We start from the raw sequence: 26830 nt of genomic DNA on the forward strand, positions 1-26830 counted from the left end.
TTATAAGCTTAGTTTAAGAGCTCATAAGATTTTACCAACCTAATAAACTCAGCTCTATAACCGTTATGATCCTCTCCTCTACCTTTCTCTGCCAAGGCTAAAACTTGGTCTATTGTAGCATCGTTATCGTATTTAGAATTTCGTAATTGCATTCCGAATAATGCTACAGCAGAAGCAAACTGCATATCCGTGGAGATGTTGTCTAAGGCATTGGCTTGTACGTGCACCATTTCAATACTTTTGTTTTCATTAGGCTTCTTGTATCTAAATTTCACCGTAAACAACTCGTCGTTATAATCCGATTTATTTTCCGCCACAGTATATTTTAAATCAGGCACATTCTTAAGATAGTCACTAGGTACACCTTGCGGAATAATTTCATACAAGGCGGTAACCGTATGCCCACTTCCTAATTCGCCAGCATCCTTAGTATCATCAACAAAATCTTCATCGGCAAGCAATCTATTTTCATAGCCAATTAAACGATAGGCTTGTACTTTATTCGGATTAAATTCAACTTGAATTTTAACATCCTTAGCAATAGTATAAAGTGTACCCCCAAACTCTTGCCCAAATACTTTCTGAGCTTCTTGCATATTATCAATATAAGCATGGTTCCCATTACCTTTATCGGCTAAAATTTCTAGCTTAGAATCTTTATAATTCCCATAACCAAAGCCTAAAACGGATAAGAATACCCCAGATTTACGTTTTTGCTCAATTAACGTTTCCATAGCGTCATTAGTTGAGGCTCCCACGTTAAAGTCGCCATCTGTAGCAAGAATAACACGGTTATTTCCATTTTTCTTAAAATGGGATTGTGCTAATTTGTAAGCCAATTCAATACCTGCTCCACCCGCTGTAGAACCTCCAGAATGCAATTGATCTAAGGCGGTCAAAATCGTTTCTTTTTGATCTCCAGACGTTGGTTTTAACACCACACCGGCAGCTCCTGCATACACCACAATAGATACTTTATCTTTAGCGCGAAGTTGATTGACTAACAGTTTAAACGCACTTTTTAATAAAGGCAATTTGTTAGAGGCTCCCATAGATCCTGAAACATCAATTAGAAAGGTTAAGTTAGAAGCAGGCAAGTCGTCATTTTCATAGGTCTTTCCCTGAAGTCCAATACGTACCAATTGCGTGTCTTGATGCCAAGGCGTTGTAACCACTTCAGAATGTATTGAAAAAGGATGCTCGTCAGTAGGTTGTGAATAGTTATAGTTAAAATAATTCACCATTTCTTCTAATTTCACGGCATCTGGAGGAATGGTTTCTCCATTATTAATCATGCGGCGTACATTACTATAACCTGCTTTATCAACGTCTATAGAAAAGGTAGATAAAGGTGATAAACCTGTAGATTCGAAATCATTTTCTGTAATATTCGCGTAATTTTCGTTGTTTTCTATACGGTAGTTTCCGCCTTTAGTGGTAATTACAATACAACCATTTTTAGCAGACAATCCAAACATTGATAGCGCCTCGTTACCTTTATAAACATTGATATGTTCTATAGATTTTGGGTCAATACTATCGACTAACGTATTGTATGTTTTTTGTACCGGAACACCATCAATAATATATAAGGGATCTTTATGATTTACAGACCCTACACCTCTAATTTGAACACCTGTAACCTGCCCTTTAAGTTGTTGAGCGATTTTAGAATGTGTTCGGTGACGTTGGTTGTTTTTTCGTGTTCTAATCTGTTTAGCAGCACCGGTATAACTGCGAGAAACATGTGTTCCATAGCCTATAACAACGACTTCATCTAACTGAACATCTTCCTCTAAAGCTACATCTATAACTGTTGCGTTTCCTACGGTTACACTAACCGTTTTCAAACCCACATAACTGAATACAAGGAGGTCTCCTACTTGAGCTTTAAGTGTATAATGGCCATCAAAATCAGTAAGCGCACCGACGGTCTGCCCTTTAATAATAACACTAACGCCAGGCAATGGAAGACCATCTGATACTGATGTGACAGTACCTGTAATGTTTTTCTGCTGTGCCTGCACCTGACATAAGGACCACATGAGGCAAAAAATAAGTGTAAGATTTTTCATAATAGACGATTTATAAGTTTATGTAAACCTATTAATAAATGCTACTATGAAAAATCTACAATGAGTGAAGTGAACCCTTCAGTGAGTTAACGTGCTAAAACGGTTTGTAGCGTTTTTTTACGTTGAATTTTTCCGTTGACGGTTTCAGCAAATTTTTCAGAAGTATAAATTTTCTTCGGAACCTCGAATTTATCTAAGGTTTTTAAGTTCTTAATAGACGTCTTAATGTCCTCTAAAGGATCCGTTGGATTTTCAATAATAAGAATTAATTTCTCTCCTAATGTTCCATCTTCTTCACCAGCAACAATAAAACGTTGCGAAATAATAGGCTGTAATTTTTCTTCTATTTGCTCTGGGAATAATTTTACACCACCAGAATTTATAACGTTATCAAAACGCCCTATAAGTTGAAAACTCGTGTCTGAATGTAATTCTACAAGATCGTTTGTTACAAGATCCTCATCGACCAAATTAGGCGCGTGGATCACCAAACAATTTCTATCATCTTTTTTAAAGGTAATGTTTTCTAAAGCCTTGAAATAAGGTTCTCGTTCTCCGGCTAAAGATTCTAACTGTCGTAAGGCTACATGTGTTACAGTTTCCGTCATACCATAGGTTTCAAAAAACTTAGACTCACAGTGCTTAATCTTTTCTACTAAAGGTTTTGTCACTTTAGAGCCCCCTACAATTATGTTCTTAATATTATGAACGTGCCCAATAGTATACTTGAGTTGCAACGGAATCATAGCACAGAAATCATAGGTTTTCTCGTAATCGAAAATAGGATGAGCAGAAGGCTCAACAAAATCAATCTCTAAGCCTAAAACCAATGCTCTTACAAACATCATTTTACCCGCAATAAAATGACTCGGTAAACAATGTAACGCTTTATCCCCAGGTTCTAAATTGAAAAAATTACCTGTAGCAATGGCGGAATTGACCATGGTTTGTTTCTGTAATTTAATCTCTTTTGGCTTTCCGGTAGAGCCCGAAGTGCTAACGTAGATATGATCTTTACGATCTAACCAATCGATTAGAAAATCACCCGTCTCCTTTTCAAAAGGCTGTCCTTCCTTAATAAGACTGTATGCCACTTCTTTTAATTCTTCATGTGTAAAATGAAGCCCGTTAAATTTAAAACGATTATGTACTTTGTCGAATGTTGGTGTCATAATTACTCTATTATTTTATAATCTTCTTTTGCTGGTACTTGTACTTTTCCTGTTAATTTCTCTTTCCAATTGGACCAACCATACTTTTTTGAAAGAATCAATAACAATATAGGATAAACAATTAAAACAGGGGCAACGATTTCAGAAAAAGCCATCTCTTTAGGATCTGCTACCGAAGTTAATAAGGCATCTGTTTGTAAGGCCGACCATTCTGAGGTTACTAGTAAAGCGACGAAAATATTGTTAGCGGCATGGAATCCTAGGGCTAATTCTAAGCCTTCATCCATCAAGGTCATAATCCCTAACAACAGTCCGGTACCGATATAAAACACCATTATTATAGGTCCTAATTTATCGACTTCAGGATTTAAACCATGCAATAATCCAAAAATCACTGAGGTGATAATCAAAGGGGCTAATCTATTTTTTAGTAAAACACCGAAGCCTTGCATAAGGTAACCTCTTAGTAAATACTCCTCGAAACTGGTCTGTAAGGGCATAAAAATAAAGGCGATTAAACACAAAATGATAAAGGGCTGTACGTCTAGGTTATAGACATAATCTTCTGGTGCCAAATAATACGATAAAAATGTACTTCCTATTGAGAAGATTCCCCAAATTACAAAGATGAATCCTACACGCTTCCAATCTATTTTAGATCGTGATGTGGTTAATTTTAAAAAGGATTGTTTATGGATCACTTTAGCCGAAACTATAATTCCAACGAGTCCTATAGCAAAGGACAAGAGCATTAAAAACAGGAATACATTATTCCCGAGTAACTTTGCCATTTGTGTTACATCTGTAGCCATCGCTAAATCGGCGCCATTCATGACTTCTATGCCAATAAAAATAAGCAAAGGAATCATTCCTATAATCTGCCAAAAGACAAAAATTAAAATTAAACCAATGAAATATCTCCACCATTCATGAAGCACGTTGTAGGCTTGTTCTATATAACCCATATTATAAATTAAATTTCCAATTATATTTTAAATCGTAATGCAAAGTACCGTTATTTACCCTTAACGGCGAAGGAAAATTATTACTAAATAAACTCCCTGTTCCTAGGCCTTGTGGTCGTGGATTTTGAAGTGAATACGTCCACTGCGCAATAGCATTGAGTCCTACATTACTTTCTAATGCACTCGTAATCCACCAATCTATGTTCTGAGATTCTGCAAGTGCAATCCACGCTTCACTTCCTTTAAAACCACCTACTAAACTCGGCTTTAAAATGATATATTGAGGTTGAATAACGTCTAAGACCTTTTCTTTATCGCTATTTGCAAAGACCCCAATTAACTCTTCATCTAAAGCAATAGGTAACGGTGTTGCCTCACACAATTTTGCCATTGCTTCTAATTGCCCAGGTTGAATAGGTTGCTCTATAGAATGCAATTGATACTCCGACAATTGCTTTAATTTTTCTAAAGCTTCATCTGGCGCAAAAGCACCATTAGCGTCTACGCGTAATTCGATGTCATCCACAGAAAACTCCTGACGAATAGATTTTAATATGGCCAATTCGGTATCAAAATCAATAGCTCCAATTTTTAATTTAATACATGAAAAACCGGCTTCAATCTTGTCTTTAATTTGACTTCGCATAAAAGCTTCGCTTCCCATCCACACCAATCCATTAATAGGAATTGCGGCAGATCCATCGGTGAAAGCTGAAGGAAAAAGTTCAAAAGGCTTCGGACTCTTTAAAGATTTAAAAGCCGTCTCTAAGCCAAACTGAATACTCGGATAGGCTGATAATTCAGCCAACAAGGCCTCTAAACCTAAATTTATATGCTTACAGGCCCATTGAAGTTTTTCTTCATAATAAGGTTGATCGTCAATAGACAATCCTCTTAAAATTCCGCATTCTCCTACACTGCTGCGATCCCCTTCTTCTAAGGTGATGAACCAGGTTTCTTTTTCGGTCATAACCCCACGAGAGGTACCACTAGGCCGATTAAAATTAAGAATGTATTTTTTATATGTTGCTTTTATCATCTTATATGGTATGGTGCATACTTAGTTGTAATTGGCCTTTACCCCAATTTACGGTCTTCTGGTTCATCCACCCTAATTGAAATCTTATATTGGGATTTAAGACATAACCAAGCCCTAAGTAAGTTCTGTTTCTATCAAAAATTTCTACTGTGTTGCCATCCCCTATATCGGTATTTCCATTTATAAAAATCTCGTTATATAAGGCAGCATAAATGGTTTTTGGATCTAATGTTTTAGCATTTAAAGGCACATTAAGGAAAAGGTTGTAACGATAACGCGTTCTAAAATCTTGATCGTCAACAAAACGTTGTTCGTAACGAAAACGATGGGTTAAGTAAACTCTATTTCCTAATTTCTGAGGTAATAATGCTTCTTGATAAATTCTATGTTCCACAGCGGTCGCAGAACTCTCGCCGAAAGCACCACTTGTTACATGCCCGTAACCTAAAGTAAATTTTACGTTGGTTTCTTTGGGCGTATAGGTAAGTCCTGAACGAAGTAATAATTGCTCCATATCACCGAGTCCTTGCCAATCTCTATATTGAAAATCACCTTGAATACCCCACGCACTTTCTTTAAACTGATGTTTATAAAAGTACATATACCAACTGCCTGTCTGAGACTCATCGACTTGGGCATATAGACCAGAAACACTTAAGCATAAAAGCCATAAAATACGGGTTAATTTCATTGATTTGTTGTCTTAGATTAAAGCATAAAAATACACATCTCCTCGTATCTAAACGCTAATTTATTCTAAAAAAATAGTCTGAATTTAAATTTGTTTTTAAGTGCCTTTGACAGGCTAAAATAGGACTTACAAGCGAATAGAAATACAGTTTTATGTTGAAGGAAACCTCATAATTGCCTTCATGTAAACTCCTAATTTCATTCATGCAATACACCATTAGTCATTACCCACTATGTGGGGGTCTTTATGGGCAGTATTGAGAAGACACTACAAGCTGCATTGATAAACCTTCAACATTTTGTCTACCATCATATCTTCAGAAAAATGACGTTTAGCATGTGCATAGGCATGTTCTCCCAAAAGTATTAATCGTTTAGGATCTGAACTTAGATGTTCAATAATCTTAGCCAATTCGTCGTCGTTTTCAGATTCAAACAAATACCCATTGACACCATCCTGAATTTGATCCTTTGCCCCTTCAATATTAGACCGAATAACAGGTGTTTTCATCATCATCGCTTCCAAAGGAACTAAAGGAAACCCTTCTACCCGAGAGGGAAGAATTAATACATCCATCATATTATAAATATCAGAAGGATCTCTAAAAGGAATAAATGTTAAGCGCTCCTCTAAATGATGTTCCCTTACAAAGTTCTCCATAGCTTTATCTTTTCCATCTCCTAAAATCACGCCATGTACATTGAGATGTGCGCAACGCTGCATTGCTTTTAAAAATATATCGATTCCTTTTCTATGGTTTAAGCTTCCTACAAAGCCAAATAGCATTGGCTCTAATGGGATATGATAGGCTTTTTTTAAATCCTGAATTTCCTGCGGCGTCAAAATACAATTCCGATCTTTAACGCCATTATAAATCCGGACCACTTCAGTCTTTTGGTAGCCGTAATTAGCGACTAAATCTTCTTCTAACTCTCTACTAATTGCAATGGCATAGTCCGCTTTCCTGTTCAACAAATGCTTAGGAATATGCATATTATGATAGGTGACAATAAATTTCTTCCCCGTAAGACTTCTATAAATCGAAGCTAAATAAGTGGTTACAGGATAATGAGCATGGATAACATCTGGCTTTAACTTAAAGAAGTAAAATAAAGCAATTGGAATAGCGAACAGGTAATGCAATAGCTGATTAAACTGCGTTATTAGGTTGATTTTGTTGTAAAGCGGAAATGGTAAGGTGATAAAATTAACTCCGCGTGATTTGGTCTGATGGTAAAGTTGCATGGCACTAGCATCCTTCCCCGGCCCTCTCGAAAGCATATAAACGGTATGCCCACGCTCCACAAGATTCTCTGCCACGGAATACATGTGAGTTGTAGAACCTTCCGCAGGTAAATACCTTGCTAATAGCACAATTTTCATAATAACATCCCCTAGAATTCTAGTCTTCTTTAGCGATTAAAGTTTAATCCATGAAGACTTTATAGCATACAGCGCATTGAAAACGCAATCTGACAGCCTCCTCTAAATTAACTATAAATAACTAGAAATCATAACAATGCAACATTTAAAAGTTCCAAATCCTTGTATTTTGATACTGAGTTTGAAATAGGCTTGAAATGCGTAGAAACTTCTGACATCACAGCCTTAAAAAGTGCTGCTAAAATTAACTATAAGGCTTATGTTTTTACGTAGGGAAAATAAAATATTAGGTAAACCTTCAACTATCGTCTTATGTCATCGACACAATAGTCTATAAAAAAAGGAAGAAATTGAAAGCTGTATAACAAACAAAAGGCTTAAAAGAAGCTTCTAGAACACAAATTATGATTCTATCTACTTTTTAAGCCTATCGTCTTTTTATTAGAAATCGTTTTCCCTTATCGTCTTTCCAACGAAAAGGAAAATCCACAATCTTAGAGCTCCATACTTTCTCCTATATCTAAAAGCATAAGGTCTTTATTTTTATCAAAGAATTTACGTTTGACCTCTTCATGATCAATTTCAATATAACCAAAGGTATCAAAATGGTAACCTAATACTTTATCGCATTCAATAAAATCACTCGCCAGAATAGCATCATCTACCCCCATTGTAAAATTATCACCAATAGGCAGAATGGCTAAATCTAATTGGGTTTGCATCGGAATTAATTTCATATCCATAGTTAAGGCCGTATCACCTGCAATATAGATGGTTTTATGCTCGCCTTCTATAATAAATCCGCCTGGTTGTCCGCCATAAGCGCCATCTGGAAATGAAGAGGTATGGATAGCATTAACGTATTTCACCGTTCCGAATTCAAAATCCCAAGACCCTCCATGATTCATTGGGTGTCCCTCTAAGCCTTTATTCTGGTAGTAAGAAATAATTTCGAAATTAGAAACGATAACCGCTCCAGTACGCTTAGCAATAGCCTCAACATCTAAAATATGATCTTGATGCGCGTGGGTTACCAAAATATAATCCGCCTTAAGGCTATCAATATCGATAGCAGAGGCTTTATCATTTCCTGTTATAAAAGGATCTACAATGAGATTTATATCTTTTATCTGAATGCCTAATGTGGCATGACCGTAAAATGTAATTTTCATAAAATTAAAATTTATCTGCTTAACAAAACACTTTAAAATTAATATAAAATATACCCAACTCCTAAAAATACAGCGATTAGAAATGTAGATAAAGCAACCACCTTTAGTTGACTATCAAAATCATCGGCCTGCTCTGCTTTCTTTACATTATTAAGATGCTTAATTAAAGGTATAAAGCCAATGAGATATAAGAAATTATAAGGCTCTACATAGTACAAAATTGAAAATAGAACCATCAGAAACATGGCTCCAAGGACAAGAGCGAAATGATAGCGCTTAGCCCCTTTTTTACCCAATTTTATAGCCAAAGTTATTTTCCCAGCATTTGTATCTGATTCTAAATCTCTCATATTATTAAGATTTAAAACGGCTACACTTAATAAGCCTAAAGCTACAGCTGGTAATAAGACCAAATGATCAATTTGCTGTACATATAAGAAATACGTCCCTATGGTACTTACCAATCCGAAGAAAATAAATACAAACACATCTCCAAGTGCCCGATAACCATAAGGTGATTTACCCATGGTATAATTTAAGGCCGCATAGACTGATAAGCCTCCTAATGCTGTAAATAACAAGACGTATACAAACTGATTCGCCCCAAAAGCCACATAAAGCAATAAGAGGGTGACCACAATCACGATAGCGATATTTAATCGTATAGCGTTCATCATTTGCTGAGGCGTTATAACCCCACTTTGAATAGCGCGCTGAGGCCCTAAACGCTCATCATTGTCGGTCCCACGAACCCCATCACCATAATCATTTGCTAAATTAGATAGCACCTGTAAGGCAATAGTGGTCAATAAAGCTAGTGCAAATACAAGCCCATTAAATTTCCCATTATAAAAGGCAAAACAACTTCCTAAGATGATTCCTGAAACAGAAAGCGGTAATGTTCTTAATCGCATGGCAGAAAGCCACGGTTTTATTTTATTCATCACCATTCAATTAAGGAATCCACTTTTTTGGAAAATTAGGTTTTCTTTTTTCTAAGAATGCATCTCTTCCTTCTTTCGCTTCTTCAGTCATATAGGCCAATCGTGTTGCTTCTCCTGCAAAAACTTGCTGTCCTACCATACCATCATCGGTAAGGTTCATGGCAAATTTCAACATCTTAATAGAGGTTGGCGACTTCGCTAATATTTCTTGTGCCCACTCATAAGCTGTAGATTCTAATTCTTCATGTGGAATAACGGCATTCACCATTCCCATTTCGTAAGCTTCTTGTGCTGAATAATTTCGTCCTAAGAAAAAGATTTCTCTGGCCTTTTTCTGTCCCACCATTTTGGCTAAATAAGCCGAGCCGTAACCGCCATCAAAACTAGTAACATCGGCATCGGTTTGCTTAAAAATAGCGTGTTCTTTACTGGCTAATGTTAAATCGCATACCACGTGTAAACTGTGACCACCACCAACGGCCCATCCTGGAACGACAGCAATAACCGCCTTAGGCATAAAACGAATAAGACGTTGAACTTCTAATATATTTAAACGGTGGTAACCATCCTCTCCAACATACCCTTGGTGTCCTCTTGCTTTTTGGTCTCCTCCAGAGCAAAAACTCCAAATCCCATCTTTAGACGACGGTCCTTCGGCACTTAACAACACCACACCAATATTTACATCTTCATTAGCATCATAAAATGCATCGTAAAGCTCTGAGGTGGTTTTAGGTCTAAAGGCGTTTCTGATATCGGGTCTATTGAAGGCAATTCTTGCAACTCCATTGCATTTATGGTAGGTTATATCTTCATAAGATTTTGCAACTTTCCAATCTATATGGCTCATATTTATCAATGTTTTAGCCACAAAAGTAAGGAAATAATAATAATACTTTAATCTCAATTTTTAATTTGAGCATATCATTTAATAGAATTATTTTTGCGTTCTATTTTACTCAAAAACAATGAATTACAACCCTAAAATAAGCCCCAAACCATACAAATCGTATCATCTTAGCATAGGAAAAGTGTTTCTTTATGAGAATTTTATCGTTACAGAATTCAATGAAGGTGTAGAAATGAATTTTGAAAGCTTCAATGAAATTTCTGAAATCATTCTGTTAAGTTATAGAAATAAACCTTTTGGTTTTATTGCTAACAGAACTAATGCTTACGCAATTAAGTTAAAGGATGTTTTAGCTTGTAAAAAATCCTACCAAAACTTAAAAGCTTACGCCATTATCGCCTATAGTGACCTTACAGAAAATATTATAGAAATTGAAGATCATTTCTTTAATTTTAACCGTAAGGTCTTTACAGATTTTTCGAATGCTATTCAATGGGTTGAAGAGGTCTTAGAGACCGAACCTAGCCCTATATTATCGTAAGTAAATCCCGTCAGATTTAATTTCAATCTGGCGTTCTTTATATAAAGATCCTACGGCTTTTTTAAAGCTCTTCTTACTCATTTGAAGACGCTCTTTAATCAGTTCTGGATCTGATTTATCATGTACCGGTAGAAAACCACCATTATCATGAAGTTCGTTTAGAATAAAGTCTGCATTAGGTTCAATATTACGATAACCTATTTGGTTTAAAGAAATGTCTAACTTATTATCGGGACGTACTTTCTTTACAATACCTTTTAAGCGATCACCAACACTGATATCTTTATAAATATCATCGTTAAAAACGAGACCTAAATGGGTTTTGTTTACAATCACGTTCATCCCTAATTCTGAAGGATGCGACACAATAAGGTCTACTTCATCAAACTGCCCTACCGTTAATTCTTTATTATCTAAAAAACGGTTGGTTTTACTAGATGCCACCAAACGCTCGGTTTCTTCATCTAAGTAACAGTGTACCAAATACCAGCCGCCTGCTTTCATTTTGAACGCCTGCTCTTTAAATGGGCAAAACAATTCTTTAACAAGTCCCCAATCTAAAAAGGCCCCATATTCTGTAACCTGATTACAGCGCAAGAGTGCAAAGTCCCCATTTTTAATATAAGGATGATCTGTGGTGGCCACAGGACGCTCTTCATTATCTAAATAGACAAAAACTTCAATTTTATCACCAATTTCAAATACCTTAGGGACATAACGGTTTGGTAAAAGAACTTCGCCTTCATTTCCGTCACCCAAAAATAATCCTGGTTCTGTGTCTCTTAATATTTCTAATGTATTGTATTCTCCTAAATGTATCATGGCGCAAAGGTAAATATATTTTTACGAGATTTAAGATAAAGTTTAAAGCAAGCGTAAATAATTTTAACAAAAGAAAAGCGTCATAGAATACATTCTAAAACGCTTTATTTTTTTAAGACGGTGCAACGCTCTATGCGTATACCGATTCTTTATTAAAATGTTTTGTAAGTAAGTAATAAATAACAACTCTATACTTCGATCTGTTGGAACGGCCGTATTGCTCTATAACGGAATCAATGGCGCTATCTAAAGCTTCGCTATCTTCTAAACCTAATTTTTTAATTAAAAAATTATTTTTAACCGTTGCAATTTCTTTAGCATCAGAACCTGAAACTGTAGAAGAATCTGCATTATAAATAGAAGGCCCTAAACCTATAGTCACTTTAGTTAATAAATCCATATCTGGAGTTACACCACATTTGTCTTTTAAATCTGCAGCATATTTAACGATTAAATCATCTCTTTTACTCATGTCTATATTTATATTAAGTTAATAATTGTGTCTTTAAAGGTAGTATTTTTTAGACACAATTAAAACGGAAAAGTCACAACTTAACAATTTAATCGTCTTTATTTAACAGCTTTAAAAAAGTCTAAAAGTATTTTATCATTGAGCTGCGAGGGCGTAAACACTTCTAATAATTTTGGGGCATCACTATCGGCGTAGAACGTCTCTAATGCCGTATTCAGCTCCTCATTATCGTTTGCTGAAACATACTGGAAACCGTACATTTCACATAAATGCGATGCACTTAGATGATGTTTGGTTTCAAAATAACGATCAAAATTAGCGGTATCTTTTTGTCCCGGAAGAATTCTAAAGATCCCACCACCTTCATTATTAACCACAATAATTCTAAAATTTTGAGGGATATAGGCATTCCAAAGGGCATTACTGTCATAGAAAAAGCTTAAATCACCTGTAATGAATGTTGTGCGTTTATCAGAACCTAAAGATGCTCCAATAGCCGTACTCGTGCTCCCATCAATACCGCTAGTCCCGCGATTACAGAAGACATGAATACTCTTTGGAACCTGGAACAATTGCGTATACCGTATTGCAGAACTGTTTCCTACTTGAAGCTGACTATGCTTAGGAAGGCTTTTTAGAAGCGTATAAAACACAGTAAAATCGCTAAATGGTAAACTCTGTATGTATGCTTTCTGCAGTTTTCTGCGCTTTTGGCGTACGGCTAGCCACGTACTCTTATAAGTACTCTTGGTATGATGTGTAACCTGTGGTAAAAACGCAGCTAAAAATGCGTTAGGTGTTAATTTAATATGTTTATTTAAAGTAAAAAAAGTGTCGTTTGCACCATACAAATCAATATGTGCATGGAATTTTGGTTTATAAGTCCTTAAGAAGGCTTTAATTTTTTTAGAGACAATAAGACCACCAAACGTAAAAAGCACATCGGGTTGAAGGGCTTTAAAATCAGCTTCATCTAAAGGTGCTATCATTTTATCTATCCCTGGAAAAAAATCAGGGTGATGCAAATTAGAGGTCGTTTCCGTAAAGACAATAACACTATCATCATCCGCAATTTCCTGAATCCACTGCGCTTCAATAGCATTCGGTGGTAAAACACCAACTAAAATCATTTTTCGTTTCGCACTGTGCCAAACTTCTAAAAGACTTTTTATTTCAAAAGGATCGACTTTCTCTACTCTTTGCTGAAGTTTAAAGGGCTTAGGATTAATACTCAGCTCCTCCACCGTATCGTATAAAGGCTCATCAAAAGGGCAATTAATATGAACAGGCCCCGAGTGTAATTTAGAAATTGTTAGAGCATCATGAATTTCAGATTCATTATGCGACTGAATATCTTTTTGTAAACCTAAGAAGCGCTCTAACTTATTCTCTATACTCTTTAAAATTGGCACCTCTTGATCGGGATGCCCCTGTTCTACCTCTAGCAAATCAAGTTTTAGGTTTGCATTGTGCAGCACATGACTTCCGTATACGTTTTTTTGATTAATGGTTTGTCCATCTCCAATATCAATAAGATGTTTAGGACGATCGGCAGAAATCACCACCAAAGGAATATGGCTATAAAACGCTTCTGAAACTGCTGGGTAATAATTTAACAACGCACTACCCGAAGTACAAACTACTGCCACAGGTTCTTCCAACTGCTGCGCGAGGCCTAAGGCAAAAAAAGCAGCACAACGCTCATCTACTATACTGTAACAAGAAAAATACGCATCGTGCGTAAAGCCTATGGTTAAAGGGGCATTTCTACTCCCCGGCGAAATCACTATATGTTTTACCTCGTGTGTTTTACAAAGCGTTACTACTGTTTGTGATAAGGGTATTTTTGAATATATCATAAAATCAATGTTCTCTTACAAGGCACAGAAGACGCTATAAAGCTCAATTAGTGCCGTGCATTTTTTTAAACTAAAACCGCACCAATCGTTCGCGATTTATTTACGGTTTCTTCCCATTCTGCCAAAGGTTGAGAATCTTTCGTTATTCCGCCGCCAACATAGAGCAGCGCTTTCCCTTCCTTTAATTGCATACAGCGTAGGTTGACATAAAAATTAGAGTGCGTCCTTACTACAGCATACGCATTGTTCTCTACATTTCTACGATTTGTATTTCTGGTTCTAGAAACTTTTAAGTTTAACTCGCCCAAAAAACCGGTATAAAATTCCCGTTTATAATTTTCCTTCTGAAGGATAAAGTTTTTGGCAGTTTCCTTAGGAAATCCACAAACTGCAGGTGTAGGATGTAAAGCCTCTATCACAGCCCTTAAATTTACCGAACGCTCCATAGTTCCTGTTATTTTGGACTTTAAATGGACTAAGTTTCCAGCTCTTACCGTTTCGGCTTGACCAACGGATGTAGTTTTACAATACGGTGCAATTTGCTCACTAATATAATCGGTAACAATTTGCTGCTCTTCCACTTCCTTTGATGACCAACTCACCTTTGAATCTGCCTTATAGGTTTGTGTCCCTGCTAAAGATATGGTGGTTAATTGTGGTCCATTGACCTTTAAAAGCAACTCTGGTGTAGCTCCTAACCACAAGCCTACTTGGGGATGGTACCAACAATAAACCATCGCCTCTTTATAGGTGTTAAATAATTTTTTAAAAATATGAAAAGGATTATCGTTGCTTAGCTCTAAAGATTGACGCCGTGATAACACCACTTTTTTAAGTGTTCCTTCCGTTATCGCTTCTATCCCATTAGCCACCAAGGCTACATGAGATGGTTTTTCAGTTTCCGAGGTTTTAAACGATGAATTCTCAGTAGACACGGTTAATTGCGAGGCATCAATTTGAAACTGTTCACAATCCTGCTCAGGAAATAAAACCGTTTGTTCATTAAAATTAAAAGGGGCAAATACAAATCCGCTTTCCGTAAACGACGCTGTTTTATGTAACGTTGCATCCTTCTGTAACCAACATTTTATTACGGAATTAACAGGCCGACTATAAACCACAAAAGGTAATTGCTTAGAGTATTGTGCTTCTAAGGCTTCAAAAAAAGAATCTTCAGACTCCATAAACTTACTTGTTTTTAGGAAGTGAAATGGTCGATAAACGACAAATGGAAATCAGCTGTCCGGCTTCATCTGTCACTTTGATATCTAGAAGTTGTGTGGTTCTTCCTTTATGCAAAAAAGATGCTTTAGCATATATAAATCCATCTTTTACACTCTTTAAATGATTGGCTGTAATTTCTAAACCTCTAACAAACATATTTTCAGTATCAATAAAAATATGCGATGCAAAACTCCCTACACTTTCCGCTAAGGCTGCTGTGGCTCCGCCATGTAAAACACCATCGGGTTGGTGCACCCTAGAAGTCACTGGCATTCTTGCTACCAAAAAATCTTCACCATAGTCCACCATAACAATATCTAAGGTTTCCATTAGGGTGTTTTTGCTTGCCGCATTGGCTTTCGCTAAGACATCCTCTTTAGTCATTTGCATATAAAAACAGTATTTTTGAATCCTTTACAAAGATACAGAAACCGCCAAGAATAATGAATTCACAAGAGAAAGAAATCACATACACCACAAGTAATTCCTACTCTACCCTTAATCCGTTAACACCACAGACAAAGAGGGTTTGGTTGGTTTTCCATGGCATGGGCTACCTCAGTCGGTATTTTTTAAGATATTTTAAAAGTTTAAATGCTGAAGAAAATTATATCATTGCCCCACAAGCACCCAGTAAATTTTACTTGCAACCCAAGCGCCATGTTGGTGCTAATTGGTTAACTAAAGATGAAACTGCAGCCGGAATGGCCAATATCCTCAACTATTTTGATGCTGTTTTAGAGGCCGAAAAGCTTCCTAAAAATCTTCAGTTAATTGTTTTAGGTTATTCTCAAGGCGTCAGCGTAGCTATGCGCTATTTGGCCCAACGCCAACTGCAATGCGAACAATTGGTATTGCATTCTGGAGGGATTCCGAAGGAATTGAAAGCTTCTGATTTTAATTATTTATCTGAAGCTACTAAGGTGAAATTGATTTACGGCACCGAAGACGAATATTTAAACAAGGCACGTATTGAAGAAGAAACATCAAGAGCCCATGAACTTTTTGGATCACGGGTAAACCTCCTACCTTTTAAAGGAAAGCATGTCGTTAACGTTGATTATATAGAGAAATTAGTCTAATAAGTCTGGACTTAATTTGAATTCTCTTGAAGGTCCGCCATAAGCGCTTTTAATTGCTTAACTTCAATAGGCTTAATAATATAATCTGAAATATCACTAATACTTTTAGCCTTTGCAATATCTACAGGATCTACTGAAGAAGACACCATATATATGGTAATCTCTTTATTAAGTTTAGGCTTAAGCTTTACGTACTCTTCCATAAACTGAAAACCATCCATAATAGGCATATTGATGTCTAAGAAAATAACATCAGGGAGTTCGCTATCACTATATAAGTTATCTATCATAAAATCTAAAGCTTCCTCGCCATCAGAGAAAAGCAATATCTTTTTATTCATTTTAATAGAACTTAAGATTTTAGTAATTGTAAACTGATAGATGTCGTCATCATCAATGACACAAATATTAAAGTGGTTATTCATATTTTTTAAAAAATTATCGTAAAAGTTGAACCTTCATTCACTGTACTGGTCACTGAAATCTCTCCTCCCATAGCTTCTACTTGCGTTTTGGTCATATACAACCCTAATCCTTTGGCCTCCGGATGGCGATGAAAAACTTTATTTAAACCAAATATTTTTTCGCCATGCCGTTCTAAATTTATTCCTAAACCATTATCGCTAACCACTAATTTAGTGCGTCGCTTAGAGGTCATGGATCTTATTGTAATTTCAGGGATTCTATCCTTTGCTCTATACTTTATAGCATTATCCAACAAATTAAGAAAAATACTCTCTAAATATATTTTATAATACTTTATTTCCGGAACCTCTGAAAAATCGGCTGTAATTTGTGCATCGGTCTCTAAAATTTCTGCACTTAAAATTTCTTTAGTTTTAGTTAGTACATCGTCAAATTTAATATTTTCCTGCTTTTTACCTACACTATTTCTAATTTTAATAGCTTCTACTAATGTATTTAACGTTAAGGTTAAATGGTTAATGACACTTTCAAATTTCTTAAACAGAAAACGCTTTTCATCTTCATCATCAGATTCTAAGTAAAAGGTTAAAAGCGCATTTAGATTACTCACCGGAGCTCTTAGGTTATGCGAGGTGATTTGGGCAAAATCGGCAAGTTGATTATTTCTTACAATAAGACGTTCCGTTAAATCTTCAAGATCATTTTTGGCTGCGATTATTTTACTTTGTGCTAATTTCTGAACCGTGATATCGCGGATAGCGGCAGAAACTAAAACGCCCTCTTCAGTTTGTAACGGACTAAAGCTAATTTGTACCGGAATCTCATTCCCGTTTTTATGGGTCGCAAAAAGCTCTTGAGCATTACCAACGCCCATAGCATCTACACTCGGCCCCACGAAAAAACCATCGTGATAGCCAGAATTATCGTCATTAAATTGATAAGGAATAAGTATTTCTACAGGCTGGTCTACCAATTCGGATGCCGCATAACCAAATAATTTTTCGGACTGCTTATTGATTAGTTGAATTACTCCATGCTCATTAAAAATTACCATAGCATCTGGAGCGGATTCTAAAAGTCCTCTAAACTTATTCTCCTCCATTTTTTGCTCCGTAATATCCTGACAAGCCCCCATCATTTCTACTACTTCGCCTTGTTCATTAAGAATAACTTCCCCTAAAAAATGAACGGTTTTCACGTTTCCTTTACTCGTGATAATACGGTGTATAAACTTACTTGAAAACTGCTTTTCCTTAAAGGATTTCTCTACAAAATCAGCAATATAGTCTTTATCCTCAGGGTGAACGTGACTGAAAAAAGTATCGTAGTTGAGATCTGTAATATTTTCATCATATTCAAAAATACGATAGAGATTAGAGGACCATTTTAAGGTGTCTGAAGCCACATCCCATTGCCAATTCCCCATTTGCGTTATCCGCTCTGCAAAATTGAGGATATAATTTTTACGTAAGAGTTCTGTTTCTACCAATTTCTGATCCGTAACATCTTGGCAGGTCCCAATCATCTCAACAACTTCTCCTGAAGCATCCGTAATGACTTCACCTAATAATTGAATTATTTTTAAGTTCCCTTCGCCGTCAATAATCCGGTGTGTAAAACTTTTTAAGTGTTTTTCTTCTTTTGTATTTTTAAAATAAAGGCTAACTTTTTCTTTATCCTCTGGATGAACAAAATTGAAATAAGTTTTAAAACTTTGGTTTTCAGTTTTAGGATCTAGTTTAAAAACGTTATATAAGTTTTTAGACCATTGCACTTGATCATTTACCGTATCCCATTTCCAATTTCCCATGGCGGTCAGTTCTTCCGCATAGTTTAATAACTGATTGTTATGCAACAATTTATTTTCTGCAGCTTTCTTCTCAGAAATGTCTGTAGACACTCCTAAATAGCCTATTAAGGTATTTTCTTCATCTTTTATAGACGTCAATGTTAACTGAACAGGTAATAACTTACCATCTTTTCTTTTGTAGGTCCACTCTCTCGTATCATACCTATTATGTTTTGCTAACTCATATTGAGCATTAAAACCTTCTTCTTTCTTATTATAATGTTTTGCTATATCCGTTACAAAATTTGCACATTCGTCTTTGAGCAAATAAAGATTAGGACGCTCCTTCCCTACCATTTCTTCAACCGTATAACCCGTTAAAATTTCGGCCCCAGGATTAAAACGATTTATGACCCCATCTAAATCGGTGGTCACCATAGCGACGGCTTTAGAATTGAATATCGCTTTTAATTGCGTATTCACTTTTTTAAGTTCTAATTGCGCTAATTTAAAATTATTAATATCTTGAAGAAGCCCATATACCTTAACGGTTTTCCCATTAACTCTTTCAACTTGACCAATGGAACGCACCCAAACAACGTCACCTTCAGCGTTAACTAGTTCTAATTCCAAATCATAGGGTTTCCCATAATCTATAGCCTCTAAAAAGGCTTTTTGAATTTTCTCTCTACTTTCACCTTCTTTATAACTTAGAACACCATTATCCACACTGATCTCAGAATCCTTAGAAATTCCATGAATCTCACGTACAACCTCACTTAAATACGATTGGGAGCTCACTAAATCAACTTCCCATGTTCCTATTCTAGCAACTTCATTGGTCTCATGTAATATTCTTTCTACCTGTTTCCTTTGGCTCTCATTGAATTTAAATTCTGTAATATCAGAGGTATGCATCACCAGACCACCAATACTTCCGTCTGCCTTATACCAAGGACGTGTATCCCAACTGATCCATTGTATTGTGCCATCCTTTCTTACAAATGGGGCCTCATCACAAACATCAATAGCACCTTTTAAACATTGTCTATTTTTCTCTTTCCAATCTTCCCCTATCTCCGGAAATACTTCATAATGGGTTCTACCAACAACCTCCTTACCTTCTAGTTTATAATCCTTAATCCACGTTTTAGACACTGCGATATAGCGTAAATCATTATCTAACATGGCTATGGCTGCTGGTATCTGCTCAATGAAAGCTTTATTAAACGTTTCTCTAGTTTCTAAGTCAACTTTCAACTTCTGAAGCTCTGCCATATTGGATTTTAACTTCTGTTCTGAAACGGCTAACTCTTTATTACTAGACGCTAAAGCATTACCACGCTGCAACAATTGATGTAAGGCCGGAACTAAGATAAACAGGTACTCGCCTAGCAAAATGAGCAAAGCAGTTATCGCCAGGATATAGGTGATATTTTTTAAATTGATGAGATTAGATTCGGCCAGTTTCTGATATTCTTGAACCAAAAGTTCGGTATTACTCAAATAAGGGCCTTCTGCTCTAGAGATAATAGCAATGTTTTTATCCAATGTTTCCCTCGTCTCAGCTTGCATAAGATCTTGACTGGCAATAATCATCACATGCTGATATTCTTTATTAACATGTAAAAGCGAATCTATAACTTCATGCTTACCGTTGTTTATGGAATCTAAATACTGATGAATATGCTCCCATTCGGTAATCAAGTCCCCTAGTTCGGTATGGACTATGTCACGCTGCTCCGTCTGCTCTGCACTCCCAATTTTATAGGCTAATTTAGCAACGCGCTGACTAATGGTACGTTGTTTCCCACAAGTATTAATTAAATAGGCATCAGAATGCTGAGCATCAATACTATTTTTTATAATTAATATCGCCGCTAGGATAATTACAATAAATGTGAATATAAAAAGTGCATATCTCCTTTTTATATATTTTTCAAGTGTCTTCATTAACTGCTTTTATTTATTGCGATTACCCCTTATAAAAAAGGTATTTATTAGAATTCTTAAATTCTTTTTTATTTAAGACCCATTCTAAAAATAAGACGTCACTTATTCTTAAAAAAAAGACTTTTATAATTCAAAAAAAATATCATTATTTTGAATTTTAAAATAAAATTCAATTTACAAAAATAGTTTTGAAAAATCCTACAAATTTTGTTAAACAGATGATTAGAAATAATTGATTTTAAATCGCTTATAACTCATTTCCTTAAATACGTTATAAAGATAAATAAAGACCATTAAAATAAAATATTTCGAATTTAAACCTTAAATATTACCTAAATATTAAATCCGAAAGAATTTTCGATAAAAAATTAAATTTTAAAATCTTCAACCTATTCATCAGCACATTGAAAACAACTTAACAATCCAGCGTTTAAGTCTAAATCTTCAGACCCTTTTAAGGGGGCTTTGAGGAGTTCTTTTTTCTGTATTATGGTATGAAATTCTTTGGCATAGTCTAACAGATTATTACGACGTTCTTTTATTTTGAGTAAAATAGCTTCTCCATCTAAAGCGCTTATCTGAGATGGCCACACCTTTAAGGCTTGTTCTAACTCCTGATCGGTAAGTAAAGCTTGAAGTGTTTTGGCCTGTTCTAAAAACGTGGACTCTGAGGTTTGCGATAAAAAATAGACATCAAAGGGGTAAACCAATCCTTCCATATAATCAATATCTTTTTCAAAAGGTCGTAATTCTTTAACGATGTGTTTATTAGAAAGCAGTTTGGGTATTAGCCCATCGGCATTAAAAAAGGCATTATCGCGATCTCCAGCAACCGGAATAGCGTTATAAATACGATCTTGTTTTTGAACTGCCCATCCCCATTGTTTGGTATGCCGATCCCAATCACCAATAAGTAAATCAAAAAGTCGACTTCTTACTAAACGACCTTCATCAATCACTAACGAATCTTTAAGCTCAAGTTTCAATTCTTGAAGATTATCCGTATCCATAATTTCCATCACATTTTGGTGTGGGGTGTAATTGACATCACTTTTTGTTTCATACTCCAATAAAAAAAGACGATTCCCAAACTCTTGGTTGTAGTTTCCTAAGGTCTTTTGTTTAGGGACAAACACCAATTGTGGGTGTGTATGTAAGACTTCCGCCTTATCTGCCAATTCTGCGACTAACACAGCTGCTAAAGGGTGTTGCGCCGAAATACCGTCTACAACAATATTTTCTAAGTGTAAGGTTTTTAAAAATTGTGGAATTAAAGGATTCACATCCTTATTAACGCTGCGTAAAGTATAACTGATACCATCTACCCCTAGGAGTTCTAAGGAATGTGTTTGCTTTCCTCCTCCTTTTTCAACAATAGACATGCCTCCTTTAAGCGTATCTAAAAAAACAATAGGCACTTTTATTTTGGTTGACCAAGCCGCTCGGTATTGTTCGCCTTGAATCACTTTTTTTACCGCATCTGCCTTATACAAATCACTAGCTGATAACTCTACGGAATCATAAGCTTTAAAATCTACAGTTTCTAAGTCTTCAATATTATATAAGGTGGAGCGTGTAAAAATCTCCTCTGTAGGTTGCGCAGACCAATATAAGAGTGCAATAACAAGGAAGAGAATAATTGTAAGGAGTGAAAAAATAGAGCGTTTAGTCATCGGTCAGTGTTTTAATACTCTAAAATACCGGCTTAAGCGGTTACCTCTTAACTGTATAAGAAAATTTTAGAACTGATTTAAGAAGGTTAATCACGAAGTTCCTACTAAATCTGAAACAATAGCTTTCACCGGACGAATTTCTTTGGTGTGCTCAATACTCGGTCCGGCCACCCACACCGTTTTATAGGTCGCTTTTTTAGCCGCATTTTCAGTCGCTTTCATACCGATTGAAAAACGGATCATCTTTACCCATTTTTTTAAGCTTTTATTCTTATTTAGGAGGTTTTCAATCCAAGTCGCTTTCGTGCCAATTTTTTGAACGTAAGGCGTATTAATTACTGTACATGGTGTTCCCGAAATGCGTTCAGTCATTATAATATCTTTCGCTCCATAATCTACACAAGCCTGTTTATAGTCGTCCGTAACCCCTGCTTCTACTGAAGCGATAAAAGGACTTCCTACAGAAACACCCTGAGCCCCATAACTAAGCATCTTATCAATATCTGCTCTACAACCCACGCCACCTGCAGAAATTACAGGTATGGATAAGGTCTTACTTAATAAATTAGTCAATTCTTCCGGAGATAAATTGCCGCGATGTCCTCCTGCTTCGTTATTGACAGCAATGGCCGCATCAGCTCCCAATTGCTCTACTTTTTTGGCAAATTTTAGATCCGTAACATCACAAAATACTTTGATTCCGGCCGCATGGGCTTGCTTTATGGTTTCTTCCGGACTCCCTAAGGAGGTGATAATAAAATCGCAGCCTTCTTCGCACAACACTTCAAGCTGCCCCTTATACTTTACATTAGATTTATTGACGATTAAATTGAACCCGAAAGCACCACCTTCAACTTTAGCTGCCTTTAATTCTTTTATAGCCTCACGTAAGCCTTCTAAAGTTCTATAATTTAAAGCCGGAATACAGCCTGCAATACCAGCTGTCATAGCTTCACGAACCATCGCCACGTTAGAGACTAGAAACATTGGCGCCTGAATAATTGGATATTTTATGTTGAGAATTTTAGTAAGTTCCGATTGCATATGCATTACTTTTTGTATCACAAATATACTTTATTTTATTATGCACGCATAACATAAAATACGAATTGTGCTTTAAAAAGCACGGAATGTTTCCAAAACAGCAATATTACCCCTAAAAAACCATGAAATCGACATAAAACATCACAAGCCCCTTTAATAAAGATTAGGCGCTATGCTCATCCATTATTACTCTAAAAACCGATAATAGCCACACTTTAGATAAGCCCCTTCCGGAAATGCTATAGGATGATCACTATCGTGTTTTGTTTTAAGTTCGGTTTCAAACAGTCGCGATTGCGCATTTAACACTTGAGCATTTAAATCGAAAAAAGCCTGCGCTAATACTCTTGAAGAACAAGATGCCAGTACCAAAAGACCATTCTTAGCCGTTAGTTGTTCCCCTAAGCTCGCCAATTGGGCATATTTCTTTTTGGCTAAATCTATTTCAGATTGTTGTTTGGCAAAACTAGGTGGATCAATAACCACTACATCATAGGTTTTACCCTTAGCGATTAAGCCTTTCATTTCCTCAAAAGCATCTCCTGAAATGGTTTTGTGTTTCCCTGAATAGGCATTTAATTTTCCGTTTTCACGCGCCATATCTAAGGCTTGTTTACTAATGTCTAAACTTGTGACTTCACTAGCACCTTTAGCTAAAGCATGTACTGAAAAGCCACCAGCATAAGAAAACACATCTAAAACCGTCTTTCCTTTACTCATTTCACCCACACGAAATCGATTTGCTCTGTGATCTAGAAAATATCCCGTTTTATGTCCTTTAATAACATTAGCAGAAAACTTAACGTCGTGCTCTATAAATTGCACCACCTCATCTTCTAAAACGCCGTAGATGACGTCGCCATCTTTAAAATTGTGCTTATCACTATTTTGAAGCCCTCTACTTAAGCGCATAACTACCGTTTTAGCGGTAGATATCTGTTGTAAACTTTCTAAAATAGGCGCCAAATACGGAAGCCATATTTCAGAGTATAGTTTTACCACGAGTACCGTATCATAAACATCGGCAATTAAACCAGGAAACCCATCATTTTCACCAAATAAAAGGCGATAACTGTTGGTGTTGGTTTGCAGTAATTCTCTACGTTTCTCAAAAGCTAATGCGATTTTATGTTGAAAAAACTCAGCATTAATCTGCACTTTCTTTTCGGCATTATGAATCATTTTAATACGAATGGGAGACGCTTTATCGTACAGTCCTAATCCAACGACTTTATTCTTATTCTTACTGAAAATAATAGCTAAATCACCAGTTTCAGCATCGTCATTTATTTTTACTATACTATTGGAAAACACCCAAGGATGCCCTTTAACAACGAATTGTTCGCCTTTGGCATTAAGCTTTACGGCTAATCGTTTTGGTGTGTAATTAGAGTGGATATGATCTGAAAAAGACATTCTTATATTTTAGGCTTCGAAAGTACGAAACTAAATGATAATGTTTTTAATGCGGACTCAGTAATATGGCATGATCAAACAAAAAAAACGCAATCAAATTAATGATTGCGTTTTTTATTATCTAATAGTCTTCCACATTTTCAGGTGTCCAACTTTAAGGTTTTGTGTTAAATGAGATGCGCAACGACGTTGGCATAAGCGATTCACACAGCTTTCGCAAAAAAAGCGAAAGCTGGTTCTCTGAGATACCCACCTACGTTGGCATAAGCGATTCACACAGCTTTCGCAGAAAAGCGAAAGCTGGTTCTCTGCTTACTTCACTTCTTCGAAATCTACATCTTCAACATCACTACTGTCATCAGCAGCTTGTCCTTGAGCACCAGCACCTGCATCAGTTGGTCCACCTTCTGGAGCACCACCTTGAGCTTCAGCTTGCGCTTTGTACATTTCTTCACTAGCTACTTTCCATGCTTCATTGATTTTCTCTAAAGCAGGTTCAATAACAGCGATATCTTTAGTCTCGTATGCTTTTTTCAATTCTTCAAGCGCTGCTTCAATTGGTTGTTTCTTATCATCAGATAATTTATCACCAAATTCTTTCAGCTGACTTTCAGTTTGGAAAATCATAGAATCCGCTTCGTTTAATTTCTTAGCGTTTTCTGCTGCTTTAGCATCTGCTTCTGCATTTGCTTCAGCATCTTGCTTCATCTTTTGGATTTCTTCTTCTGTTAATCCTGAAGACGCTTCGATACGGATATCTTGAGTTTTGTTTGTCGCTTTATCTGTAGCAGAAACTTTGATGATACCATTAGCATCAATATCAAAAGTTACTTCAATTTGAGGTGTTCCTCGTCTTGCTGGTGGAATACCATCTAAGTGGAAACGACCAATTGTTTTGTTATCTGCTGCCATAGCACGCTCACCTTGTAATACGTGGATCTCTACTGATGGCTGGTTATCTGCAGCTGTTGAGAATACTTGTGATTTCTTAGTAGGAATCGTTGTATTTGCTTCAATCAACTTCGTCATAACGTTACCCATAGTTTCAATACCAAGAGATAATGGTGTTACGTCTAATAAAAGAACGTCTTTTACATCACCTGTTAATACCCCACCTTGGATACCTGCACCTAAAGATACAACCTCATCAGGGTTTACACCTTTACTTGGAGTTTTTCCGAAGAATTTCTCTACTGCTGTTACTACTGCTGGAATACGTGTAGAACCACCAACTAAGATAATTTCATCAATATCAGATTTAGATAAACCTGCTGCTTTTAATGCAGACTCACATGGCTCAATAGTACGTTTGATTAAATCGTCAATTAACTGCTCAAATTTAGAACGTGTTAATGTGCGTACTAAGTGTTTTGGTCCACTAGCTGTAGCGGTAACATATGGTAAGTTAATTTCTGTCTGAGAAGAAGATGATAATTCAATCTTCGCTTTTTCAGCAGCTTCTTTTAAACGTTGTAAAGCCATTGGGTCTTTACGTAAGTCCATATCTTCATCAGCAATAAACTCTTCTGCTAACCAATCAATGATTCTTTCATCAACATCATCACCACCTAAGTGTGTATCTCCATCTGTAGATAATACTTCAAAGACACCATCACCTAATTCTAGAATAGAAACATCATGCGTACCTCCACCAAAATCGAAAACTACGATTTTTTGATCCGTACCTTTTTTATCCATTCCGTAAGCTAAAGCTGCAGCTGTTGGTTCGTTAATAATACGACGAACTTTTAAACCTGCAATCTCACCAGCTTCTTTAGTCGCTTGTCTTTGCGCATCGTTAAAATATGCTGGTACTGTAATTACAGCTTCAGAAACATCTTGTCCTAAATAATCTTCAGCCGTTTTCTTCATTTTTTGAAGAATCATTGCTGATAATTCTTGAGGTGTATATAAACGACCATCGATATCTACTCTTGGTGTATCGTTGTCACCTTTTACCACTTTATATGGTACACGTTCTGCTTCATTTTTAGACTCAGAGTACTTGTTACCCATAAAACGCTTAATAGAATAAACGGTTTTTGTAGGGTTAGTTACTGCTTGTCTTTTTGCTGGATCTCCAACTTTAATTTCTCCACCTTCAACGAAAGCGATAACTGAAGGGGTTGTTCTTTTACCTTCAGCGTTTGGGATTACAACTGGCTCGTTACCTTCCATCACAGAAACGCAAGAGTTTGTTGTACCTAAATCAATTCCAATAATCTTACTCATAATATG

General features: G+C 36.2%; 22 protein-coding genes. 2 read left to right on the forward strand and 20 right to left on the reverse strand.

The genetic code is table 11. The features are described from left to right. Nucleotides 1-8: 8 nt before the first annotated feature. From ACFQ13_RS04025 to ACFQ13_RS04065, 9 genes are all read right to left on the reverse strand, one after another. Nucleotides 9-2075: a vWA domain-containing protein gene (locus ACFQ13_RS04025; RefSeq protein ID WP_386114289.1), complete on the reverse strand. Its 2067-nt coding sequence runs from the start codon at nt 2073-2075 to the stop codon at nt 9-11. An 86-nt stretch (nt 2076-2161) separates the two neighbouring features. Next, nucleotides 2162-3247: an AMP-binding protein gene (locus tag ACFQ13_RS04030; RefSeq protein WP_114309632.1), complete on the reverse strand. Its 1086-nt coding sequence runs from the start codon at nt 3245-3247 to the stop codon at nt 2162-2164. Between the two features lie 2 nt (nt 3248-3249). Then, nucleotides 3250-4212, reverse strand: a complete 963-nt coding sequence (locus ACFQ13_RS04035) for a CPBP family intramembrane glutamic endopeptidase (protein ID WP_386114292.1) — start codon at nt 4210-4212, stop codon at nt 3250-3252. Between the two features lies 1 nt (nt 4213). Then, complete coding sequence (locus ACFQ13_RS04040) at nt 4214-5251, reverse strand: o-succinylbenzoate synthase (RefSeq protein WP_386114295.1); 1038 nt, start codon at nt 5249-5251, stop codon at nt 4214-4216. A 1-nt stretch (nt 5252) separates the two neighbouring features. After that, entirely contained in the window at nt 5253-5942 is a 690-nt protein-coding gene (locus tag ACFQ13_RS04045; protein ID WP_386114297.1) for a DUF2490 domain-containing protein, read from the reverse strand. Nucleotides 5943-6209: 267 nt separating this feature from the next. After that, nucleotides 6210-7325 (reverse strand): glycosyltransferase family 4 protein, encoded by a 1116-nt coding sequence (locus tag ACFQ13_RS04050; RefSeq protein WP_386114300.1) that lies wholly within the window; start codon nt 7323-7325, stop codon nt 6210-6212. Between the two features lie 494 nt (nt 7326-7819). Further along, nucleotides 7820-8497, reverse strand: a complete 678-nt coding sequence (locus ACFQ13_RS04055) for a metal-dependent hydrolase (protein WP_386114303.1) — start codon at nt 8495-8497, stop codon at nt 7820-7822. A gap of 38 nt (nt 8498-8535) precedes the next feature. Continuing rightward, a complete protein-coding gene (gene menA, locus ACFQ13_RS04060) occupies nt 8536-9441 on the reverse strand; it encodes a 1,4-dihydroxy-2-naphthoate octaprenyltransferase (RefSeq protein WP_386114305.1) in 906 nt (301 codons plus the stop codon). A gap of 10 nt (nt 9442-9451) precedes the next feature. Further along, the gene (locus tag ACFQ13_RS04065) at nt 9452-10291 is read right to left on the reverse strand and encodes a 1,4-dihydroxy-2-naphthoyl-CoA synthase (RefSeq protein ID WP_114309626.1); all 840 of its coding nucleotides are present in this window, start codon (nt 10289-10291) and stop codon (nt 9452-9454) included. 118 nt (nt 10292-10409) lie between these two features. Between ACFQ13_RS04065 and ACFQ13_RS04070 the strand changes: the two genes are divergently transcribed. Continuing rightward, complete coding sequence (locus tag ACFQ13_RS04070; RefSeq protein ID WP_114309625.1) at nt 10410-10832, forward strand: hypothetical protein; 423 nt, start codon at nt 10410-10412, stop codon at nt 10830-10832. Here ACFQ13_RS04070 and ACFQ13_RS04075 read toward each other — a convergent pair. The 5 genes from ACFQ13_RS04075 to ACFQ13_RS04095 all read right to left on the reverse strand — a co-directional run bounded on the left by ACFQ13_RS04075 (nt 10824) and on the right by ACFQ13_RS04095 (nt 15599). Continuing rightward, nucleotides 10824-11654: a CvfB family protein gene (locus ACFQ13_RS04075; RefSeq protein WP_386114308.1), complete on the reverse strand. Its 831-nt coding sequence runs from the start codon at nt 11652-11654 to the stop codon at nt 10824-10826. The genes ACFQ13_RS04070 and ACFQ13_RS04075 overlap by 9 nt on opposite strands. A gap of 130 nt (nt 11655-11784) precedes the next feature. Further along, complete coding sequence (locus ACFQ13_RS04080) at nt 11785-12126, reverse strand: DUF2853 family protein (protein WP_114309623.1); 342 nt, start codon at nt 12124-12126, stop codon at nt 11785-11787. A 98-nt stretch (nt 12127-12224) separates the two neighbouring features. Further along, nucleotides 12225-13985: a 2-succinyl-5-enolpyruvyl-6-hydroxy-3-cyclohexene-1-carboxylic-acid synthase gene (menD, locus tag ACFQ13_RS04085; protein ID WP_386114311.1), complete on the reverse strand. Its 1761-nt coding sequence runs from the start codon at nt 13983-13985 to the stop codon at nt 12225-12227. A 65-nt stretch (nt 13986-14050) separates the two neighbouring features. Beyond that, nucleotides 14051-15169, reverse strand: coding sequence for a chorismate-binding protein (locus ACFQ13_RS04090; RefSeq protein ID WP_386114314.1), 1119 nt, complete (start codon nt 15167-15169; stop codon nt 14051-14053). A gap of 4 nt (nt 15170-15173) precedes the next feature. Further along, nucleotides 15174-15599: a hotdog fold thioesterase gene (locus tag ACFQ13_RS04095; protein ID WP_386114317.1), complete on the reverse strand. Its 426-nt coding sequence runs from the start codon at nt 15597-15599 to the stop codon at nt 15174-15176. Between the two features lie 53 nt (nt 15600-15652). Between ACFQ13_RS04095 and ACFQ13_RS04100 the strand changes: the two genes are divergently transcribed. Then, nucleotides 15653-16291, forward strand: coding sequence for an alpha/beta hydrolase (locus ACFQ13_RS04100; protein WP_386114319.1), 639 nt, complete (start codon nt 15653-15655; stop codon nt 16289-16291). Nucleotides 16292-16302: 11 nt separating this feature from the next. Here ACFQ13_RS04100 and ACFQ13_RS04105 read toward each other — a convergent pair whose 3' ends face one another. From ACFQ13_RS04105 to dnaK, 6 genes are all read right to left on the reverse strand, one after another. Further along, entirely contained in the window at nt 16303-16716 is a 414-nt protein-coding gene (locus ACFQ13_RS04105) for a response regulator (RefSeq protein WP_386114322.1), read from the reverse strand. A gap of 5 nt (nt 16717-16721) precedes the next feature. Then, the gene (locus ACFQ13_RS04110) at nt 16722-20459 is read right to left on the reverse strand and encodes a PAS domain S-box protein (RefSeq protein WP_386114325.1); all 3738 of its coding nucleotides are present in this window, start codon (nt 20457-20459) and stop codon (nt 16722-16724) included. A gap of 389 nt (nt 20460-20848) precedes the next feature. Continuing rightward, complete coding sequence (locus ACFQ13_RS04115; protein WP_386114328.1) at nt 20849-22132, reverse strand: hypothetical protein; 1284 nt, start codon at nt 22130-22132, stop codon at nt 20849-20851. 90 nt (nt 22133-22222) lie between these two features. Then, entirely contained in the window at nt 22223-23176 is a 954-nt protein-coding gene (locus tag ACFQ13_RS04120) for an NAD(P)H-dependent flavin oxidoreductase (RefSeq protein ID WP_386114331.1), read from the reverse strand. A 186-nt stretch (nt 23177-23362) separates the two neighbouring features. Further along, nucleotides 23363-24592, reverse strand: coding sequence for a class I SAM-dependent rRNA methyltransferase (locus ACFQ13_RS04125; RefSeq protein WP_386114333.1), 1230 nt, complete (start codon nt 24590-24592; stop codon nt 23363-23365). Nucleotides 24593-24904: 312 nt separating this feature from the next. Continuing rightward, entirely contained in the window at nt 24905-26824 is a 1920-nt protein-coding gene (gene dnaK / locus ACFQ13_RS04130; protein ID WP_114309609.1) for a molecular chaperone DnaK, read from the reverse strand. Nucleotides 26825-26830: the final 6 nt, after the last annotated feature.

It is taken from the genome of Winogradskyella rapida (assembly GCF_042675845.1).
Lineage (GTDB): Bacteria > Bacteroidota > Bacteroidia > Flavobacteriales > Flavobacteriaceae > Winogradskyella > Winogradskyella rapida.

Coding starts and splice junctions, on each gene's coding strand:
- ACFQ13_RS04025 (WP_386114289.1), bottom strand. CDS start 2,075: ATGAAAAATCTTACACTTATTTTTTGCCTCATGTGGTCCTTATGTCAG.
- ACFQ13_RS04030 (WP_114309632.1), bottom strand. CDS start 3,247: ATGACACCAACATTCGACAAAGTACATAATCGTTTTAAATTTAACGGG.
- ACFQ13_RS04035 (WP_386114292.1), bottom strand. CDS start 4,212: ATGGGTTATATAGAACAAGCCTACAACGTGCTTCATGAATGGTGGAGA.
- ACFQ13_RS04040 (WP_386114295.1), bottom strand. CDS start 5,251: ATGATAAAAGCAACATATAAAAAATACATTCTTAATTTTAATCGGCCT.
- ACFQ13_RS04045 (WP_386114297.1), bottom strand. CDS start 5,942: ATGAAATTAACCCGTATTTTATGGCTTTTATGCTTAAGTGTTTCTGGT.
- ACFQ13_RS04050 (WP_386114300.1), bottom strand. CDS start 7,325: ATGAAAATTGTGCTATTAGCAAGGTATTTACCTGCGGAAGGTTCTACA.
- ACFQ13_RS04055 (WP_386114303.1), bottom strand. CDS start 8,497: ATGAAAATTACATTTTACGGTCATGCCACATTAGGCATTCAGATAAAA.
- menA (WP_386114305.1), bottom strand. CDS start 9,441: ATGAATAAAATAAAACCGTGGCTTTCTGCCATGCGATTAAGAACATTA.
- ACFQ13_RS04065 (WP_114309626.1), bottom strand. CDS start 10,291: ATGAGCCATATAGATTGGAAAGTTGCAAAATCTTATGAAGATATAACC.
- ACFQ13_RS04070 (WP_114309625.1), top strand. CDS start 10,410: ATGAATTACAACCCTAAAATAAGCCCCAAACCATACAAATCGTATCAT.
- ACFQ13_RS04075 (WP_386114308.1), bottom strand. CDS start 11,654: ATGATACATTTAGGAGAATACAATACATTAGAAATATTAAGAGACACA.
- ACFQ13_RS04080 (WP_114309623.1), bottom strand. CDS start 12,126: ATGAGTAAAAGAGATGATTTAATCGTTAAATATGCTGCAGATTTAAAA.
- menD (WP_386114311.1), bottom strand. CDS start 13,985: ATGATATATTCAAAAATACCCTTATCACAAACAGTAGTAACGCTTTGT.
- ACFQ13_RS04090 (WP_386114314.1), bottom strand. CDS start 15,169: ATGGAGTCTGAAGATTCTTTTTTTGAAGCCTTAGAAGCACAATACTCT.
- ACFQ13_RS04095 (WP_386114317.1), bottom strand. CDS start 15,599: ATGCAAATGACTAAAGAGGATGTCTTAGCGAAAGCCAATGCGGCAAGC.
- ACFQ13_RS04100 (WP_386114319.1), top strand. CDS start 15,653: ATGAATTCACAAGAGAAAGAAATCACATACACCACAAGTAATTCCTAC.
- ACFQ13_RS04105 (WP_386114322.1), bottom strand. CDS start 16,716: ATGAATAACCACTTTAATATTTGTGTCATTGATGATGACGACATCTAT.
- ACFQ13_RS04110 (WP_386114325.1), bottom strand. CDS start 20,459: ATGAAGACACTTGAAAAATATATAAAAAGGAGATATGCACTTTTTATA.
- ACFQ13_RS04115 (WP_386114328.1), bottom strand. CDS start 22,132: ATGACTAAACGCTCTATTTTTTCACTCCTTACAATTATTCTCTTCCTT.
- ACFQ13_RS04120 (WP_386114331.1), bottom strand. CDS start 23,176: ATGCAATCGGAACTTACTAAAATTCTCAACATAAAATATCCAATTATT.
- ACFQ13_RS04125 (WP_386114333.1), bottom strand. CDS start 24,592: ATGTCTTTTTCAGATCATATCCACTCTAATTACACACCAAAACGATTA.
- dnaK (WP_114309609.1), bottom strand. CDS start 26,824: ATGAGTAAGATTATTGGAATTGATTTAGGTACAACAAACTCTTGCGTT.